Here is a 17,822-nt window from a genome sequence, read left to right on the forward strand (position 1 = left end):
TTGGGGACAACGATGAGTGTGAAGGACGCGCTGCGCGAGCAGCGGATCGAAACCCCCTCGTGGGCCTACGGCAACTCGGGGACGAGGTTCAAGGTGTTCGCGCAGCAGGGAGTTCCGCGCACGCCGTACGAGAAGATCGACGACGCGGCGGTGGTACACCGGCTCACCGGCGTCGCGCCGACGGTCGCGCTGCACATCCCGTGGGACAAGGTCGACGACTACGGCAAGCTGGCCGAGTACGCGCGGGACCGCGGTGTCGCGCTCGGTGCCATCAACTCCAACGTCTTCCAGGACGACGACTACAAGCTCGGCAGCGTGTGCCACCCGGACGCCGCGGTGCGCCGCAAGGCGATCGGGCACCTGCTCGAGTGCGTCGACATCATGGACCAGACCGGGTCGCGGGACCTGAAGCTGTGGTTCGCCGACGGTCTCAACTACCCAGGGCAGGACAACATCCGGGCCCGTCAGGACCGGCTCGCCGAGGCGTTGCGGGAGACGTACGAGCGGCTCGGCGACCACCAGCGGATGTTGCTGGAGTACAAGCTCTTCGAGCCCGCGTTCTACACGACCGACGTGCCGGACTGGGGCACGGCGTACGCGCACTGCCTGCAGCTCGGCGAGAAGGCGCAGGTCGTGATCGACACCGGGCACCACGCGCCGGGCACGAACATCGAGTTCATCGTGTCGTTCCTGTTGCGGGCGGACAAGCTCGGCGCGTTCGACTTCAACTCGCGCTTCTACGCCGACGACGACCTGATGGTCGGTGCGGCCGACCCGTTCCAGCTGTTCCGGATCATGCACGAGATCGTGCTGGCCGACGCGCTGAAGCCGGCCGCGGGCATCGCGTTCATGCTCGACCAGTGCCACAACCTGGAGCCGAAGATCCCGGCGATCATCCGTTCGGTGCTCAACGTCCAGGAGGCCACGGCGAAGGCTCTGCTGGTCGACCACGAGGCGCTGGCGGCCTTCCAGCAGGACGGTGACGTGCTCGGCGCGAACGGTGCGTTGATGGACGCCTACAACACCGATGTCCGCCCGCTCCTGCGTGAGCTGCGCGAGGAGATGGGCCTCGATCCCGACCCGATGGCCGCGTACCGGCGGTCCGGGTACGCGGAGCAGATCGTCCGTGAACGAGTCGGCGGCGAGGCCGCCGGGTGGGGTGCGTGATGAGTCAGGTCCAGGCGCTGCTGGGGCGGAGCAACCGGCTCGGAGCCGACCCGCGCAACACCAACTACGCGGGCGGCAACACCTCGGCCAAGGGCGAGGAGCTCGACCCGGTCACCGGGCAGCCCGTGGAACTGGTGTGGGTCAAGGGATCCGGCGGTGATCTCGGCACCCTCACCGAGGCAGGGCTCGCGGTGCTGCGGCACGACCGGCTGCGCGCGCTGACGTCGGTCTACCCCGGTGTCGAACGGGAAGACGAGATGGTCGCCGCGTTCGACTTCTGCCTGCACGGCAAGGGAGGCGCGGCGCCGTCGATCGACACGGCCATGCACGGCCTGGTCGACGCGGCCCACGTCGACCACCTGCACCCGGACGCGGGCATCGCGTTCGCCACGGCCGCGGACGGCGAGGCGCTCGTCAAGGCCTGCTTCGGCGACCGGGTGGTGTGGGTGCCGTGGCGGCGGCCCGGTTTCCAGCTGGGGCTGGACATCGCGGCGGTCAAGCGGGACAACCCGCAGGCGATCGGCGTGATCCTGGGCGGGCACGGCATCACGGCGTGGGGTGCGACGAGCGAGGAGTGCGAGGCCAACTCGCTCGACATCATCAACACCGCCCAGCGCTACCTCGACGAGCACGGCCGCGCCGAACCGTTCGGCCCGGTCGTCCACGAACCGCTCCCCTCGGGCGAGCGCCGCGTGCGGGCCGCCGAGCTCGCACCGGTGGTCCGCGGTCTGGCGTCCACGGACTCGCCGCAGGTCGGTCACTTCACCGACAGCGACGTGGTGCTGGACTTCCTGTCCCGCGAACGGCACGCGGAGCTGGCCGCGCTCGGCACGTCGTGCCCCGACCACTTCCTGCGCACCAAGGTCCGGCCGCTGGTGGTCGACCTGCCGCCGACGGCACCGCTCGAAGACGTCGTCGAGCGGCTGGAACACCTGCACGAGGCCTACCGCGAGGACTACCGGGCCTACTACGAGCGGCACGCCGAGCCGGACAGCCCGCCGATGCGCGGCGCCGACCCGGCCATCGTGCTCGTGCCTGGTGTCGGCATGTTCAGCTTCGGCAAGAACAAGCAGACCGCGCGCGTCGCCGGCGAGTTCTACGTCAACGCCATCAACGTGATGCGCGGCGCCGAATCGGTCTCCCGGTACGCGCCGATCGAGGAGAGCGAGAAGTTCCGCATCGAGTACTGGGCGCTCGAAGAGGCCAAGCTGCAGCGGATGCCGAAGCCCAAGCCGCTCGCCACCCGCGTCGCGCTCGTCACCGGCGCCGGATCGGGCATCGGCCGGGCCATCGCGCGGCGGCTGGCCGCCGAGGGCGCGTGCGTCGTGGTGGCCGACCGCGACGGCGACAGCGCTCAGGAGGTCGCCGAGGGAATCGGCTCGACGGACGTGGCCGTGGCGGTCACGGTCGACGTCACCGACACCGCGGGCATCGCCGAGGCGTTCCGGGCAGCGTCGCTCGCGTTCGGCGGCGTGGACCTGGTGGTCAACAACGCGGGCCTGTCGATCTCCAAGCCGCTCGCCGACACCACGGAGGCGGACTGGGACCTGCAGCACGACGTGATGGCCAAGGGCTCGTTCCTGGTGTCGCAGGCGGCCGCCAAGGTCATGCGCGCTCAGCGGATGGGCGGCGACATCGTCTACATCTCCAGCAAGAACGCGGTCTTCGCCGGCCCGAACAACGTCGCGTACGGCGCTGCCAAGGCCGACCAGGCGCACCAGGTCCGGTTGCTGGCGGCGGAGCTCGGCGAGGACGGCATCCGCGTCAACGGCATCAACCCGGACGGCGTGGTCCGCGGCTCCGGAATCTTCGCCGGCGGCTGGGGTGCCCAGCGAGCCGCGGTCTACGGCGTGCCCGAGGAGAAGCTCGGCGAGTTCTACGCCCAGCGCACCCTGCTCAAGCGCGAGGTGCTGCCCGAGCACGTGGCCGCGGCGGTGTTCGCGCTGACAGCGGGCGACCTGTCGCTCACCACAGGCCTGCACGTGCCGGTCGACGCCGGTGTGGCCGCGGCGTTCCTGCGATGACGGCGGTGATGTCAACCGTCGCCGCCGTCGACCTCGGCGCCTCCAGCGGCCGCGTGCTGCTGGGCCGGGTCGGCGACGGCAAGCTGCACGCCGAGGAGGTGCACCGGTTCCCCAACGGGCCGGTGCGCCTGCTCGGCAGCCTGCACTGGAACGTCCTTTCGCTGTACCAGGAAGTCCTCGTCGGTCTGCGGCTCGCCGCCGAACTCGGCTCGGTCGGGCTCGACAGCATCGGCATCGACAGCTGGGCGGTCGACTACGGTCTGCTCGACGCACGTGGCGCGTTGCTGGGCAACCCGGTGCACTACCGCGACTCCCGCACCGAGGGCATCACACCGCCGGACGGCCTGTACCAGGTCAACGGGCTGCAGTTCCAGCCGTTCAACACGATGTTCCAGCTGATGGCAGAACCGCTGCTGGCGCACGCTTCGCAGCTCCTGCTGATCCCGGACCTGCTGTCCTACTGGCTGACCGGTGAACGCGGCGCCGAGTACACCAACGCGACGACGACCGGCCTGATCGACGTCCGAAGTGGACAGTGGTCGGCCGAGCTGACCCGTGACCTGCCGAAAGGCCTGCTGCCGGAGCTGCGCCACCCCGGCGACCCGGCGGGCACCCACGAGGGCGTGCCGGTCACCGCGGTCGGCTCGCACGACACCGCGTCCGCCGTCGTCGCCGTGCCCGCCGGGAACGACAGGTTCGCCTACATCTCGTGTGGCACGTGGTCGCTGGTCGGCGTCGAGCTCGACTCCCCCGTGCTCACCGAGGAGAGCCGCGCCGCCAACTTCACCAACGAGGGCGGCGTCGACGGCACGATCCGCTACCTCCGCAACGTGATGGGCCTGTGGCTGGTGCAGGAGTGCCTGCGGCACTGGGGGACCCCGCTGGAGCCGTTGCTGCGGGAGGCCGCCGACGCGCGAGGCACCGTGTTCGACCCCAACGACCCGGTGTTCCTGCCGCCCGGCGACATGCCCGCGCGGATCCAGCGGCAGTGCGGGAGGACCATGACCAGGCCCGAGATCGTCCGGTCCATTCTGGACAGTCTCGCGCTGGCGCACAGGGACGCCGTCGCGGACGCCCAGCGGTTGTCCGGCAAGGAGGTCGAGGTCGTGCACATCGTCGGCGGCGGCTCGCGCAACGAGTTGTTGTGCCAGCTCACCGCCGACGCGTGCGGTCTTCCGGTGATCGCGGGGCCCGCGGAGGCGACCGCGCTGGGCAACGTGCTGGTGCAGGCGCGTGCCGTGGGTGCGGTCCACGGCACGCTCGCCGACCTCAGGACGTTGGTGCGGGAGTCCCAGCAGCCGCGGCGGTATCTCCCCCACTGAGCAGGAGGTAGGCGGCGGCCGTCCAGGTGTAGGCCCGGTCGCGCAGACCCTGTCCGGTGAGCGCGTCGAAGTTCTCGGCGAATCCGGACTTCTCGCAGGTCGCCCGGAACCGCGCGCTCACCTCGTCGGCCAGCTCCACCGCGCCACCGCGGCGCAGGCCGTCCTCGATCAGCACGGTGGCCGGGGCCCACACCGGGCCCCGCCAGTAGCCGTCGGCCTCGTAGTACGGCGAGCCGGTCAGCTCGGTGGCGGGTCCGACGTCGGTCAGGTGCTCGGCGACGCCGTCGCACAGCCGGTCGAAGATCTCGCGCGGCAGATGCTCGCCCAGCACGACCGGCATCAGGTCGAGCAGGCTCGCGGTGGCCCTCAGCTCCCCCGACGCCACGCCCCGGCTGACGAACCTGGTGCCGTCCCACAACTCCCGCAGCAGCGCGGACAGCATCTCGTCGGCCCGCTCGCCCCACGGGGTGCCGTCGCCGATCTCCGCGCCGAGCACGGCCAGTTCCTTCATCTGCAGCACCAGGAACGCGGCGAGGTCGGCCGACTCGACGAGCCGTTCCTCCCGGAACACCGTCGAGTTGTCCCAGCCGCTGTCGTTGCCGTGCTCGTAGTACGGCAACGGCCGGCCCGGCGCCCGCCGGTGGTCGAGCCAGAACGACGTCCACGCCGACAGCTGGTGGTAGGCCAGTTCCGGGTCGGGCAGCCCGCCGGGCAGCCGTTCGCGCAACCGGCCGATGGTCCAGCCGTGGATCGGCGGCTTCACGAAGTTGCGCAGCACCTCGGAGTGCGTGATCGAGTCCGGCAGCGCGCCCTGCGCGTCCTGGTGGTCGAACACCACCTGGAACTGGTGCCAGGCGAGCTCCGGTGCACCGGGTGCGAGGGCCAGCGCGTTGAAGCAGTGGTCCCAGCTCCACACCTTGTCCATCCAGTGCTTGGACATCAGCACCGCCGGACGCGTCACGAACCCGGCCGGGTCGACGGTGGCCGACCAGATCACGTAGCAGGCCAGTTCGGCGGCGGGTGCGCGGGACGGCGCGACAGCCTCGACGTACCGCCCGAACTCCTCGCGCACGGCACTCACCACGTCGGCGAACTCCGTGTCGGAGCGAAACGGCGACCGTGCCGTGGTGAACTCCTCGATCACCACCTCCCACGGTTCCTCTCCCAGCACGACCGCACGGTCCGCGGTCGCGAGCTCCTGCTCGCCGGTGTCCTTCGACTGTCCGGAAAGGACGGTGACGCGGAAGCGGTGCCCGGTCTCGTAGGACGTGAACACCGCGCCACCCGCCGGTTCGGCGAAGAAGTACGTGCCGGTGAACGGCGTGAGCGTCCGTTCGGCGGCCGCGATGCGCATCCCCAGGCCGTTGCCCGAGATCCGGAGCGTGTCCGGAGCGGAGAACACCGCCTGGATCTGCGCCCCACCGCTGCGCCACGTCAGCACCGCCGGATCGGCGACGATGGCGGCGGGCCGCGACGGCACCAGGGACAGCACGGCGTGCATGCCGTTGCGGTGCGACACCACGTGCACATCCTGCGCGTACCTCGCCAGCCCCACCACCGGCGAGAGGCCGAACCACGCGCCGGACCGGCTGAACGGGATCTCGCGCACGGAGAACTCGGTGGCCACGGGTCTTCCTTTCAGTCCTTGACGGCACCGGAGGTGACGCCCGCCGCGACGTAGCGCTGGGCCACCACGATGAGCACCGTCGCGGGCACGGACGCGACCACGGCGGTGGCCATGATCGAGTTCCACTCCTGGTTGTTGTTGCCGATGTAGCGGTAGATGCCGAGCGTGAGCGGCTGCAGCCGGCCGCCCGAGTCGAGCGTCGCGGCGAAGAGGAAGTCCGACCACGCCCACAGGAACGAGAACAGCGCGGCGGTGACCACGCCGTTGCGGCTCGCGGGCAGCACGATCGAGACGAACGACCGCCACGGCCCCGCCCCGTCGATCCTGGCCGCCTGCAGCACCTCGTCGGGCACGGACGCCATGAACGAGGTGAGGATCAGCACGGCGAACGGCACCGCGATGGTCGAGTCCGCGAGAACCAGTCCCCACACGGTGTTCGTGACGCCGAGCTTGACGTAGATCCCGTAGAAGCCCAGCGCCATGATGATCCCCGGGATCATCTGCGCGACCAGCAGCACGAACCCGAGCGCCCGCCGTCCGGCGGGCCGGAGTTTGGCGAGTGAGTACGCGGCCGGTGCCGCCAGTGCCAGGGTCAGCACGACGGTCCCGAGCGCGACGAGCAGACTCGTGCCGAGGTACGGCACCTGCTCGCGCAGCACCCGCTCGTAGCCCTCCGTCGTGGGATGGACCGGGATCAGGCTGGGCGCCTTGCGCATGTCGCTCAACGGCGTGAGCGACACGTTGACCATCCAGTAGACCGGGAACAGCATCACCGCGGTGAGCAGCACGCCGACCGGTGTGCGCCAGGACCTCATGCGAGCTCCTGCCTGCGCTGCACGCGGATGTAGAGCAGCCCGGCGATCACCGCGATCAGGATCAGCACGTTGCCGACGGCGGCGCTGGGCCCGAAGCGCGGCAGCATGTTGCCGAACCCGAGCTCGTAGGACCAGGTCGCGAGCGTGGTGGAGGACCCGCTCGGCCCGCCCTTCGTCATGATCCAGATGACGTCGAACACCTTCAGTGTGTACACCAGCCCGAGCAGCAGCGTGATCGCGGAAACCGGGCGCAGCAACGGGAACGTGACGTGCCAGAACGTCTGCCAGCCGCTCGCACCATCCAAAGAGGACGCCTCGTAGACCTCGCGCGGGATGTTCTGCAGCCCGCTGTAGAGCACGACGAGGTTGAACGGGATGCCGATCCAGATGTTCGCGATCGTCACCGACACGAGCGACCACTCCGGCGAGGTCAGCCAGTTGACCGGCCCCAGGCCCACGACCTTCAGCGCCGCGTTGACCAGCCCCGACTCGCTGTTGAGCAGCCAGGCCCAGGTCGACGCCGACACGATCAACGGCAGCAGCCACGGCACCAGGAACAACGCGCGCAGCGTCGCCGACAGCCGGAAGCCGCGGGCGAAGAACAACGCCGCCGCGAGACCGATCGTGTACTGGAAGAACAGCGAGACCAGGGTGAACAGGACGGTGTTGAGCAGCGCGGTGCGGAAGGTCGGGTCGCCGAACACTACTGCGTAGTTGGCGAACCCGACCAGCGGCGCGCCGCCGTGGACGAACGACCGGACGGTGTACCCGCGGATGCTCAGGTCGACGTTCGTGAACAGCGGATACGCGTAGCACACCAGGAGGTACGCCACGAGCGGGACCAGGAAGGCCCACCCCGCCAGCCTCGCCCGCACCTACTTCACCGCGGCCTGGGCGTCCCGCAACGCCGCTTCCGGCGCCTTCGCACCGGTGAGCGCGGCCTGCACGGCACCCCACAGCGGCTGCGAGATCTTCGGGTACTTCGTGCCGAGGTTGTCCCCGGTGCGTCCCTTGGCGTTCTTCACCGCCTCCACCCACACGGCCAGGTCCTGCTGGGCCGAGACCTGTTGCTGCTGCACGGAGGGCACGGCCGAGATGTAGGTCAGCGCGGTGTCCGCGGCCAGCACCTTGTCCGGCGCGGTGAGGCAGGAGCCGATGCGGCCCGCCTTCGCCTCGGTGTCCTTGTTGTCCTGCGCGGGAACCGTGACGAACTCGCCACCCGTCGGCGCGGGCGCGGTACCTCCGGTGCGGGCGGGGATCGCGATGACGCCGTACTCGAACCCGGCCTTCTTCGCGTTGCCGAGCTGCCAGGTGCCGTTCTCGGCGAACGCGTACTCGCCGGTGGCGAATTCCTGCCAACTCGTGGTCTGGGTGTTGTTCACGACCGAGTTCGGCGCGTAACCGTTGTCGAGCCAGGACTTCCACAGTTCCAGCGCGGCCTTGCCGGACGGCAGGTCGGTCAGCTTCCCGCCCGCGCCCCAGAACCACGGCAGGAACTGGAAGGTGCCCTCCTCGGTGCCGATCGCGGAGAAGGTGATCCCCTTCTTGCCCGCGGCCTTCACCTTGGCCAGCGCGGCGTTCAGCGAGTCCCAGTCCTTCACCGAGGCCGGGTCGACTCCGGCGGCGGCCAGCACGGCCTTGTTGTAGTAGAGGGCCAGGGTGTTCGCGCCGATCGGCACGCCGTAGGTCTGCCCCTCGACCGTCCCGGCGGCCACCAGGTTCGGCGAGACCTGCCCGGCGTCGAGGCCGACGTCGGAGTTCGCCTTCAGCACTCCTGCCTCGACGAGCGTGGACACCACCGGATTGTCGACCACCAGCACCTGCGGCGCGGTGCGTTGCTGTGCGGCGAGCAGGACCTTGCTGGTCAGGTCCGTGGTGTCGTAGGCCTGACGCTGGATCTTGACTCCTGCCTCCGTCCCGCACTTCTCGATCGTCTTCACCCACTCGGACTCGGCAGTGAACTGCGGGTACGGATCCCAGACGGAGAAGGTGTCCGGTGTCGCGGTGGTGGCGGGCGTTGACGAGCACGCCGCCACGGACACGACCAGGCCCAGCGCGGCCAGCAGACGTGCGGGTACAGGTGCGGAGAACATGGAGGTCCTTCCTGACGGCTTCGCTGACGACAAGAGGTCGAACCGGTTCGACGCCGAAGAGCGGCGTCAACGTAAACCCCGCGTGTGATGTCGTGCAAGAGGGAAAGTTCTACGATGGCGCACAGTCGAACCGGTTCTGGAGAACCGAGCCGGAGACGGGATGCGCGCATGAACATCGGAGAGATCGCCAAGCGGGCCGGGGTGTCCCGCAGCACCGTGTCGTACGCGCTGAGCGGGAAACGGCCGGTGTCCGCGGCGACCGCCCAGCGGATCAACGACGTGATCGCCGAGCTCGGCTACCGCCCCAACGCCAGCGCCCGCGCGCTCGCCGAGGGACGCACCCGCACGTTCGGGCTGGTGATACCGCCCGCGAGCACCCGGCTCACCGACGTCCAGCTGGCGTTCGTCGCGAGCGTCGTGGAGGCCGCCGCCGCACACGACCACGACGTGCTGCTGTCCCCCAGCGGAGGTGATCACGACCGGTCGTTCGAGCGGATCGTCACCGGCCGCCGCGTCGACGGCGTGATCCTGATGGAGATCCTGCTGCAGGATCCGAGGGTCGAGCGGCTGACGAGCGCCGGGCTGCCGTTCGTGACGATCGGCCACGTCGAGCATCCGGCCGCGTCGTGGTGGGTCGACGTCGACTACAGCGGGCTGATCACCCATTGCGTCCGCCACCTCGCCGACCTCGGCCACTCCGACGTCGTGCTGATCAACCGGTCCGACGAGCTCGTCGCCGCCGGCTACGGCCCGGCTCTGCGCGCGACGACGGCGTTCACCGAGACCGCTCAGGAGTGCGGCATCAACGCGCACACCGTGTGCTGCGCGGACGAGCCCGCCGCCGGTGTCGCGTGCTTCGAGGACATCAGGACCCGCTGGCCGGAGGTGACGGCTGCGGTCACGATCAACGAGGCGGCGCTGCCCGGCGTGCAGCGCGCGTTGCACAGCGCCGGGCTCGACGTGCCGAGGGACTTCTCCCTCACCGGCGTGATCGCCGACCGGCTCGCGGAGGACTTCCACCCACCGCTGACGGCCGCGGACGTGCCCGCCGGTGACATGGCCAGGCTGGCCGTGGACCTGCTGCTGGAGCAGATCGGCGACCCGTCGGCGACGCCGCGGCACAGCATGCTCGCACCGGCGATCACGTTGCGGTCGAGCACGGGAGCGCGCCGCGGGGCGTGAGGGTCGCGAACCGGTTCGATATCGAAAACTTTCGAAAATGAATTTGCGTCCATTTGTCAATTGACGCTCATTTGCGCGCACTTCTAGGTTGATCTTTCGGTCTCCTTTTCCGAAAGGTGTGGAAGATGCGCAGGCGCTCGTTCCTCGGTCTGGCCGCCACCGGTGTCCTCACCCCCGCCGTCGCCAGAGCGGAGGCCTCCGGGCGGACCGGCTGGGTGAACACCTGGACGTCCATGCCGCAGCTGTGCGAACCGGGCAACATGCCGCCTCCGCCGTTCACGCAGGACGGTCTGGTGCTGGCCGATGCCACGCTGCGCCAGACCGTCCGGGTCACGGTCGGCGGACGGCGAATTCGGTTGCGCTTCTCCAACGCGTTCGGGGGCGCGGTGCTGCCGATCACCGCGGTCACCGTCGCGTTGCCGAAGGACGGCCGCGCGGGCGTCAGCGCGATCCAGCCGAACACGCTGCGGCGCCTGACGTTCAACGGACGGTCCTCGGTGGACGTTCCGCGCGGCGCACTGGCGGTGTCCGACCCGCTCGACTTCCCGCTGGCGCGCGGATCGATCCTCACGGTCACCATCTATCTCGCGCGCGGCCAGGCGTCCAACGACATCACCTCGCACCCCGGCTCACGCACCACGTCGTACCTGTTGGCGGGCAACCACACCGAGGACGCGGACCTGACGGGGGCGACGCCGGTCGACCACTGGTACTTCTTCAGCGGCATCGAGGTGGTCTCCACCGCGTCGGCCGTCGTCCTGATCGGTGACTCGCTGACCGACGGCCGCGGTTCCACCACCAACGGCAACAATCGCTGGCCCGACCAGTTCTTCGACCGGCTGCGCGGCGACGTCGCGGTGCTCAACCAGGCCGCCGGCGGCAACCGTGTGCTCAACGACGGCCTCGGCCCCAGCGTGCTGGCCCGGCTGGACCGCGACCTGCTGGCGCAGAGCGGCGTGCGGTGGCTGCTGCTGTTCGAGGGCGTCAACGACATCGGCACGGCGGCGACGACGGAAGCCGCCCAGAAACAGCTGGCAGACGACCTGATCGCCGCCTACCAGCAGATCCTCGAGCGGGCCCACGCGCACGACATCAAGGTGTACGGCGCGACGATCACCCCGTTCGGAGCCAGCTTCTACGACGAGGGCTTCCGCGAGGAGTCCCGGCAGACCGTGAACCGCTGGATCCGCACGAGCCGTCGGTTCGACGCCGTCATCGACTTCGACGCCGCCGTCCGCGACCCGGCGAACCCGCGGCAGCTCCTGCCCGTCGCGGACGTCGGAGACCACCTCCACCTCAACCCCACCGGCTACCGCATGCTCGCCGAAGCGGTTCCCCTCAAGCTTTTCCGTTGAACGTCCACCGACCGTGCGGCACGGTCTTCACCGCCGAGCCGGGCACGTGCACCTCGGCGGTGGAGCCCACCGGCACGTCGACGGTCAGCCGCAGCACACCGTCGACCTTGGCCCACGCCACACCGATGCGTCCGCGCACGCTCTCGAACTCGAGCCGCGCCCACGACAACCCGGTGGTGGCGTTGGGCCGCACGGTGAACGTCCGATAACCGGCGTCGCCCGGCACCAGCCCGGCCACGTGCTCGTACAACCATTGCGCGACAGTGCCTTTGAAGTAGTGGTTGCGCGAACGCGTTCCGGTGTCCCACATCTCCCACATGGTGTCGGCGCCGTTCGCGAACCAGTGCCCCCAGCTCGGGTACGAGCGCTCGGTGGCCATGGCGTGCGCGACGTCGGCGTGTCCGTTGTCGCTCAACGCCTTCAGCAGCACGCTCGCGCCCAGGCAGCCGACGTTGACGTGGTCGCCGTTGGCCTTCACCTCGGCCGCGAGCCGGTCCGCGACCGCCTGGACGGACCCGGCGGGCACCATGCCGAACGCCAGCGGAATCGCGTTGGAGGTCTGCCGGTAGCCGTCGTCCTTGGCCGTGCGGTAGTAGCCGTCCAGGAACGTCTTGTTGAACTCCGCCAGCAGGTTCGCGGCGACCTCGCGATAACGCGGCACCGGTTTGCCGATCGCGTCACCGAGTTCGGCGGTGTGCAACAGGGAGCGGTAGAGGTAGGCGCTGGCGGTGAGCCGGGTGTCCTCGGGCGGAATGCCTCCGGAGCCGGGTGGCAGGAAGTCGCCGAGCGCCGTGACGGCGAGCCCGTTCTGCAGCCTGCCGATCTCCCAGTCGAGGTAGCGGGTGAGCACCGGCCAGTGCTGCACGGGCAGCCTGTCGTCGCCGTAGATCCGGTACATCTCGCGCAGCACGAACGGGTACACCGTCGTCCACTCCGGCGCGGGCGCGAGCTCGCGGTAGCCCCAGCCGCCGCTCGGCACGATCACCGGCAGCTGTCCCGCCGCGTCCTGGCTGTCCGCGAGGTCGCCGAGCCACTTGGTGAAGAACTTCGCCATCCCGAACTCGGCGAGCATCGACGGCGCGCCGACCTGCGCGTCGCCGGTCCAGCCGTTCTTCTCGTACGTCGGGGTGTCGGTCGGGATGCCGTGCAGGTTGTTCAGCACGGTGCGGCGCATCGCGGCGTCGTACTGCTCGAACAACGGCTCCGAGCACTGGAACGTGCTCGCCCGCTGGACGTCGGAGTGCACGACCCGGCCGACGAGTCGTGGCGCCTCGCTCAGGCCGGTGACCTCGACGTAGCGGAAACCCTTGTAGGAGAACTTCGGTTCCCAGGTCTCCTGCCGGCCCGCGCAGACGTACTCGTCGAGCTGGATGCGGCTGCCGGTGACGTGCCCGTTCTCCATGTGCACGGTGCCGTCGGAGTTCAGCGTCTCGCCGTGCTTGAGCCGGACGACGGTTCCCGCGGGTGCGGTCACCGTGATCTGCGTCCAGCCGGACATCGTGCGCCCCATGTCGGCGACGAACACACCGGGCTTCGGGCTGGTCGTCGTCGGTGTGACCGACTCGACCACGCGGATCGGTTCGTGCTCCTGCGCTTTCAGCGTGCCCTTCGGAGCGGGCCTGACCGGTGCCGGGAGCCATTTGCTGTCGTCGAAGCCGGGTTTGGTCCAGTTCTCCTGGGCGAGGCGGGCGTCGTAGGTTTCGCCGGTGTAGAGCGAGTTCGACACCGTGGGCCCGTCGGTCAGCCGCCACGACTCGTCCGAGGTGATCGTCGTGCGCGTGCCGTCGGGGTGCTCGATCTCCAGCTGTGCCAGCAGTTTCGGCTCGTCGTGCCACGGCGGGTGCTCCCAGCGCCACACGTTCGGTGTCTTCATGCCGTAGAACCCGCGCCCCAGCGTGACACCGATCGCGTTGCGCCCGGCCCGCACCAGCCCGGTGACGTCGTGCGTCGCATACAGAACCGTGTTGTCGTAGTCGGTGAAACCGGGATCGAGCACCCGGTCGCCGACGCGCCGGCCGTTGATCTCGGTCTCGTGGTAGGCCAGTCCGCAGACGTACAACCTGGCGCTGCGCACCGGCTTGCTCAGGCTGAACTCCTTGCGCAGCAACGGCGCGGGTTGCTCCTTGACCGTGACGTTCGCACCCCACGGCCCTTGCCCGTACGGGTCGAGGACGGTGGCGACGGCCCATCCCGAGTCGTCGAACCCCGGTGTCTGCCACCCGGTCTGCTCGGTGTCTGCGACCTTCCAGCCGGGCCCGGTGACGACCTCGCGCTGCCCGTCGGGCAGCTCCACCAGCAACCGCAACAGGAACCCGGCCGGTCCGGGCGATCTGTTCGTGGCGCGCGCGGCCAGCACGATCTGCCTGCCGTTGAGCAGCCGCGTGACGTCGGCGCGCTGGCCGACCTTCCACACGTCCGTCTGCTCCGGCACGTGCAGCGCCTCAGACCCGTTGACGTACAAGGTGAAGTCGTCATCGGCAGTGGCCACGAGCCGCGCTCTGACCGCCTCCGCCGGCAAGTCGACCCGAGTGCGGAACCACCGGCTTTCCGGAGGCGTTGTGGCCGACCAGATCCACGAGGCACCGTCGAACCCGATCGACGAGTCCGCGGCTCCGATCCACCGCGCCTGCCACGGCGTGCCGAGCAGCGCCGTCTCCCACCAGCCGTTCGCGCTCCACGCCGACGACTTGTTCGCACCGTCCCAGACCCGCACGCGCCAGTGGTACCGCGTGCGCGGCTTCAACCCCTTGCCGCCGTAGGCGATTCCGGCGGTGCGGTCCGAGCTGACCCGCCCGGACTGCCACACGTCCGCCCGTCCCGGCGCGGTGCCCACCTCGATCTGATAAGCCGTCTGGCGGGCACCGGTGCCGCTCGCAGCGAGCACCCAGCCCAGCCGCGGCGCCGTGACGTCGGTCCCCAGCAACGTCTCCGCGTATTCGACGGTGGTGCGCAGGACGCACAGCCCGCCCGCCTTCTCCTGCCCGGCCTGCGCCACCCCGACCGGCAACGCCGTAGCGGACAACCCGGCCGCCGATGTCTTCAGGAACACCCGTCGCCGCACGTCGTCTCCACCTTCGTCGCTGGATGAAACGTTTCAATCACTGAGGTGCCAGTCAGCGTCGTTGGGCATGAGAGGACACGTCAAGACGTTCGAGGGAAGCCTGTCCACAACTGGACAGCCGATTGAAACGCTTCAATCCATCCGCGCAACCCCGCTGTCGGCAAACGATGAACGGCGACCTTGGGAAGCGATCTTCGGGGGTGCGCGCGTGTGCGGCGGGTCGACGTACACGCGCGGCACGACCAGGGACTCGCGCTCTTGCGCGTCAGGTCAGCGCGTGTGGGTGGGGTCGGTGAAGATGATGTGCTGGTCGGGGCGGGCGTCGTTGAGCGCCCAGAGCGCGATGCCGTTGGTGGCGAGGACGACCGCGGTGGCCAATGCGGCGACGATCAGCCGGCGGCGGCGTTCCTTCCGGCGCCAGCGGGACCGCACCTGGCGGTAGGCGTCGGGGGACGTGGTCACCCCGGAGGCGACCGTGCGGAGGGCCTCTTCCAGCCGTTGTTCGCCGCTAGTCGTCATCCTGTCCCTCCAGCACCTTGCCCAGTTTCGCCATACCGCGCGCGGTGTGGGCCTTGACCGCCCCCGCGCTGATGCCCATCGCCTCTGCGATCTCGACCTCCTTCAGGCCCAGCCAGTACCGCAGCACCAGCGCCTCGCGCTGCCGTTCCGGCAACGAGCGCAGCGCCGCCACCAACGCGCGCTGGTCGTCGCGCACCATGGCCTGGGACTCGGCGGACGCCACGTCCTCGCGCACCCACTCGACGTGCTTGCGCACGACCTGCAGGTGCCGGACGCGCATCCGGACCCGGTTCACGATGACCGCACGCAAATAGGGTAGCGCCGCCTGCTCCGAGCGCAGCCGCTTCCAGCCGCGGTGCAGCTCGCAGAAGGCGTCGGCGACCACGTCCTCCGCGTCGGACTCCGCGCCGAGCAGGGTGGCGAGCCGCACCAGTTCCAGGTGGTGGCGGTGGAACAACGCGGCCAGCGCGCTCTCCCGGTCGGCATCGCGGCCGGCGAGCGTCTCGACGGTGTCCGGCTGGTCCTCGCTCACCGGCGCCACACCGCGCTCACCGCGAACGCCACCACCAGGTTCACCGCGAGCGCGATCACGGCGGCGTAGATCTGCAGGCCGCCCACGAGCACGACCGCCGAGAACCCGCCGGAGGTCACCAGCAGGGTGCCCGTCAGCATGCCGACGGCCCAGCCGGTGAGCATGCCCGCGGGCGAGAGCCTGCGGGTGAGGGCGCCGAGCACGACCGCGGGGAACGTCTGCAGCACCCACACGCCGCCCAGCAGCTGCAGGTTGATCGTGTCCTGCGCGGCGAGCAGCAGCACGAAGCCGAGCGCGCCGAACTTCACCAGCAACGACACGAACCGTGCGATCGACGTCTGCTGCTTCGGAGTCGTGTTCGGGTTGACGTACTCCACGTAGACGTTGCGGGTGAACAACATCGCCGCGGCGACCGACATGATCGACGCCGGCACCAGCGCTCCGATCGCGAGCGCGCCGAAGACCGCGCCCGCCGCCCAGCCCGGCATGATCTGCGTGATCATCGTCGGTACGGCGAGCTCGGCCCGGCCCTGTGCGACGACCACGCCCAGCGCGTGCGCGGCCACACCGAGCAGCGCGAACAGGCCCAGCAGCGCCGTCCACCCCAGCAGTGCCACGGAGTTGCGGCGCAGCACCTGCTCGCCGCGCGCGGCGAACGCCGCAGTCAGCACGTGCGGGTACATCAGCAACGCCAGCGCCGAGCCGACCGCCAAGGTCACGTAGGCGGTGGACAGCCCGGGATCGAGGTGGGTGGTGACCACCCCGGCGTCGACACCGGCCGACACGAGGTCCGGCGAGCCGGTCGACCGGCGCTCCGCCGCGGCGAACAGGCGGTCGGGCGGTCCCAGCAGCACCACGATCACCACGATCGCCGCGAACACCAGCACGCCCTTGAGGAAGCCGATCACGGCCGCCGCGCGCAGCCCGTTGCGGTACGTCGCCACCGCGAGCACCGCGAACACCACGCCCAGGATCACGTCACCGGTCACGCCCGCCGGGTAGACGCCGAGCACGGTCAGCACCGTGCGGATGCCCAGCAGCTGCAGGGCCACGTACGGCATCGTGACGAGGATTCCCGTCAACGCCACGGCGAGCGCCAGTCCCGGCGAGTCGTACCGCACCCGCACCACGTCCGCGATCGTCACCGCGCCGACGTCACGGGCCTCCCGCCACAGTTTCGGCAGCAGCCAGAACGCCAGCGGATACACGATCACCGTGTACGGCAGCGCGAAGAAGCCGATCGCACCCTCGGCGTAGACGACGCCGGGCACTGCCACGAACGTGTACGCCGTGTAGATCGTGCCATCGAGTAGGAACCACGTGGTGACGGTGCCGAACCGGCGGCCGGCCATCGCCCAGTCGATCGGCGTCGGCAGCACGTCGGCGCGGTAGAACCAGCGGGCGGCCACCGCCACCGCGGAGGTCAGCACGAGGACGGCCCCGAACGCGAGCAGCGCGGGCACGTCGACTCCGGTCACGACTCGTCCTCCTCGTCGGGCACCGGCGCAACATACGCGACAAAAAATTTCCGCGTCTGGTTAAACCGAACGCGTCACCCGCGCAACTCATGGGAAACACTCGACGAGGAGGTGCGACAGTGCGGCCGCGAAGTTCCGCATCGACAGTGGTCCTGCTGGTGTTGCCCTGCATCACCGCGATGGCGGTGCCTCTGTACGCACGGACCGAACCTCGCCTCGTCGGCGTGCCGTTCTTCTACTGGTACCAGTTCGGTTGCCTCATCGTCACCGTGCTGTGCCTGTCCGTAGCGCTGCGGCTGCACCCGGAGGACAAGTGACGTTCCGGCTGGACACCTTGGCGCGCAACGAACTCCGGCCGAACGAGGTCGTGGTCGTCGACTGGCACGTCACCGGGATGTGCTGCGCCGACTCCGGTGAGTTCTCGGTGCGCGTGATGCGCCGCGCCAAACTGCACCGCGGCCTCCGGGCAGTCGACGCACTACCTGTGGGCGCCGTCTACGCGCATCCCACCGCCTGGGCGCATCTGGCCGCTCGCGACGTCACGGTGAGCTGCCGTCGCATCGGGCCGATCCGCTGGTTCACCACCGACCTGCCACCGGACGCGGGCCTGCGCGCCTGCATGGGCCGCCTACCGCCCGCGTAACCGA

15 protein-coding genes are annotated in these 17,822 nt (G+C 69.9%); 7 read left to right on the top strand and 8 right to left on the bottom strand.

Annotation, left to right across the window (positions count from 1 at the left end; translation table 11 throughout):
* Nucleotides 1–12 precede the first annotated feature (12 nt).
* From rhaI to JOD27_RS33650, 3 genes are read left to right on the top strand one after another with little or no spacing between them, the layout of a single operon-like run.
* Nucleotides 13–1,167, top strand: a complete 1,155-nt coding sequence (rhaI, locus tag JOD27_RS33640; RefSeq protein ID WP_204766354.1) for an L-rhamnose isomerase — start codon at nucleotides 13–15, stop codon at nucleotides 1,165–1,167.
* Nucleotides 1,167–3,191: a bifunctional aldolase/short-chain dehydrogenase gene (locus JOD27_RS33645; protein ID WP_204766355.1), complete on the top strand. Its 2,025-nt coding sequence runs from the start codon at nucleotides 1,167–1,169 to the stop codon at nucleotides 3,189–3,191. Before rhaI ends, JOD27_RS33645 begins: the two co-directional genes overlap by 1 nt.
* Nucleotides 3,192–3,199: 8 nt before the next feature.
* Entirely contained in the window at nucleotides 3,200–4,513 is a 1,314-nt protein-coding gene (locus JOD27_RS33650) for a rhamnulokinase (protein WP_204766486.1), read from the top strand.
* Here the strand turns inward: JOD27_RS33650 and JOD27_RS33655 are convergent.
* From JOD27_RS33655 to JOD27_RS33670, 4 genes are read right to left on the bottom strand one after another with little or no spacing between them, the layout of a single operon-like run.
* The gene (locus JOD27_RS33655; protein ID WP_204766356.1) at nucleotides 4,461–6,140 is read right to left on the bottom strand and encodes an amylo-alpha-1,6-glucosidase; all 1,680 of its coding nucleotides are present in this window, start codon (nucleotides 6,138–6,140) and stop codon (nucleotides 4,461–4,463) included. The genes JOD27_RS33650 and JOD27_RS33655 overlap by 53 nt on opposite strands.
* 11 nt (nucleotides 6,141–6,151) lie before the next feature.
* Nucleotides 6,152–6,955 carry a carbohydrate ABC transporter permease gene (locus JOD27_RS33660; RefSeq protein ID WP_204766357.1) on the bottom strand — a complete coding sequence of 268 codons (804 nt, stop codon included), beginning with the start codon at nucleotides 6,953–6,955 and terminating at the stop codon, nucleotides 6,152–6,154.
* Nucleotides 6,952–7,830, bottom strand: coding sequence for a carbohydrate ABC transporter permease (locus JOD27_RS33665; RefSeq protein WP_204766358.1), 879 nt, complete (start codon nucleotides 7,828–7,830; stop codon nucleotides 6,952–6,954). The genes JOD27_RS33660 and JOD27_RS33665 overlap by 4 nt, the downstream gene beginning before the upstream one ends.
* Complete coding sequence (locus JOD27_RS33670; protein ID WP_204766359.1) at nucleotides 7,831–9,048, bottom strand: sugar ABC transporter substrate-binding protein; 1,218 nt, start codon at nucleotides 9,046–9,048, stop codon at nucleotides 7,831–7,833.
* A gap of 168 nt (nucleotides 9,049–9,216) precedes the next feature.
* Here JOD27_RS33670 and JOD27_RS33675 point away from each other — a divergent pair, with 168 nt between their 5' ends.
* Both JOD27_RS33675 and JOD27_RS33680 read left to right on the top strand, forming a co-directional pair.
* Nucleotides 9,217–10,230, top strand: a complete 1,014-nt coding sequence (locus JOD27_RS33675) for a LacI family DNA-binding transcriptional regulator (RefSeq protein ID WP_204766360.1) — start codon at nucleotides 9,217–9,219, stop codon at nucleotides 10,228–10,230.
* 125 nt (nucleotides 10,231–10,355) lie between these two features.
* Nucleotides 10,356–11,585: an SGNH/GDSL hydrolase family protein gene (locus JOD27_RS33680; protein WP_204766361.1), complete on the top strand. Its 1,230-nt coding sequence runs from the start codon at nucleotides 10,356–10,358 to the stop codon at nucleotides 11,583–11,585.
* Here JOD27_RS33680 and JOD27_RS33685 read toward each other — a convergent pair.
* From JOD27_RS33685 to JOD27_RS33700, 4 genes are all read right to left on the bottom strand, one after another.
* Entirely contained in the window at nucleotides 11,569–14,646 is a 3,078-nt protein-coding gene (locus JOD27_RS33685) for a family 78 glycoside hydrolase catalytic domain (RefSeq protein WP_204766362.1), read from the bottom strand. The two genes, JOD27_RS33680 and JOD27_RS33685, sit on opposite strands and share 17 nt — an antisense overlap.
* 270 nt (nucleotides 14,647–14,916) lie before the next feature.
* On the bottom strand, nucleotides 14,917–15,165 hold the full coding sequence (locus JOD27_RS33690; protein WP_204766363.1) for a hypothetical protein: 249 nt from the start codon (nucleotides 15,163–15,165) through the stop codon (nucleotides 14,917–14,919).
* Nucleotides 15,155–15,697 (bottom strand): RNA polymerase sigma factor, encoded by a 543-nt coding sequence (locus JOD27_RS33695; RefSeq protein WP_204766364.1) that lies wholly within the window; start codon nucleotides 15,695–15,697, stop codon nucleotides 15,155–15,157. The genes JOD27_RS33690 and JOD27_RS33695 overlap by 11 nt, the downstream gene beginning before the upstream one ends.
* Nucleotides 15,694–17,175 (bottom strand): sodium:solute symporter family protein, encoded by a 1,482-nt coding sequence (locus JOD27_RS33700; protein ID WP_204766365.1) that lies wholly within the window; start codon nucleotides 17,173–17,175, stop codon nucleotides 15,694–15,696. Before JOD27_RS33700 ends, JOD27_RS33695 begins: the two co-directional genes overlap by 4 nt.
* A gap of 89 nt (nucleotides 17,176–17,264) precedes the next feature.
* Here JOD27_RS33700 and JOD27_RS46245 point away from each other — a divergent pair, with 89 nt between their 5' ends.
* Together JOD27_RS46245 and JOD27_RS33710 are read left to right on the top strand one after the other, a co-directional pair.
* Entirely contained in the window at nucleotides 17,265–17,492 is a 228-nt protein-coding gene (locus tag JOD27_RS46245; protein WP_275591870.1) for a DUF3311 domain-containing protein, read from the top strand.
* On the top strand, nucleotides 17,489–17,818 hold the full coding sequence (locus JOD27_RS33710; protein ID WP_204766367.1) for a hypothetical protein: 330 nt from the start codon (nucleotides 17,489–17,491) through the stop codon (nucleotides 17,816–17,818). The genes JOD27_RS46245 and JOD27_RS33710 overlap by 4 nt, the downstream gene beginning before the upstream one ends.
* Nucleotides 17,819–17,822: the final 4 nt, after the last annotated feature.

Source organism: Lentzea nigeriaca (genome assembly GCF_016907955.1).
Taxonomy (GTDB): domain Bacteria; phylum Actinomycetota; class Actinomycetes; order Mycobacteriales; family Pseudonocardiaceae; genus Lentzea; species Lentzea nigeriaca.

Coding starts and splice junctions, on each gene's coding strand:
- rhaI (WP_204766354.1), top strand. CDS start 13: ATGAGTGTGAAGGACGCGCTGCGCGAGCAGCGGATCGAAACCCCCTCG.
- JOD27_RS33645 (WP_204766355.1), top strand. CDS start 1,167: ATGAGTCAGGTCCAGGCGCTGCTGGGGCGGAGCAACCGGCTCGGAGCC.
- JOD27_RS33650 (WP_204766486.1), top strand. CDS start 3,200: ATGTCAACCGTCGCCGCCGTCGACCTCGGCGCCTCCAGCGGCCGCGTG.
- JOD27_RS33660 (WP_204766357.1), bottom strand. CDS start 6,955: ATGAGGTCCTGGCGCACACCGGTCGGCGTGCTGCTCACCGCGGTGATG.
- JOD27_RS33670 (WP_204766359.1), bottom strand. CDS start 9,048: ATGTTCTCCGCACCTGTACCCGCACGTCTGCTGGCCGCGCTGGGCCTG.
- JOD27_RS33675 (WP_204766360.1), top strand. CDS start 9,217: ATGAACATCGGAGAGATCGCCAAGCGGGCCGGGGTGTCCCGCAGCACC.
- JOD27_RS33680 (WP_204766361.1), top strand. CDS start 10,356: ATGCGCAGGCGCTCGTTCCTCGGTCTGGCCGCCACCGGTGTCCTCACC.
- JOD27_RS33690 (WP_204766363.1), bottom strand. CDS start 15,165: ATGACGACTAGCGGCGAACAACGGCTGGAAGAGGCCCTCCGCACGGTC.
- JOD27_RS46245 (WP_275591870.1), top strand. CDS start 17,265: ATGGGAAACACTCGACGAGGAGGTGCGACAGTGCGGCCGCGAAGTTCC.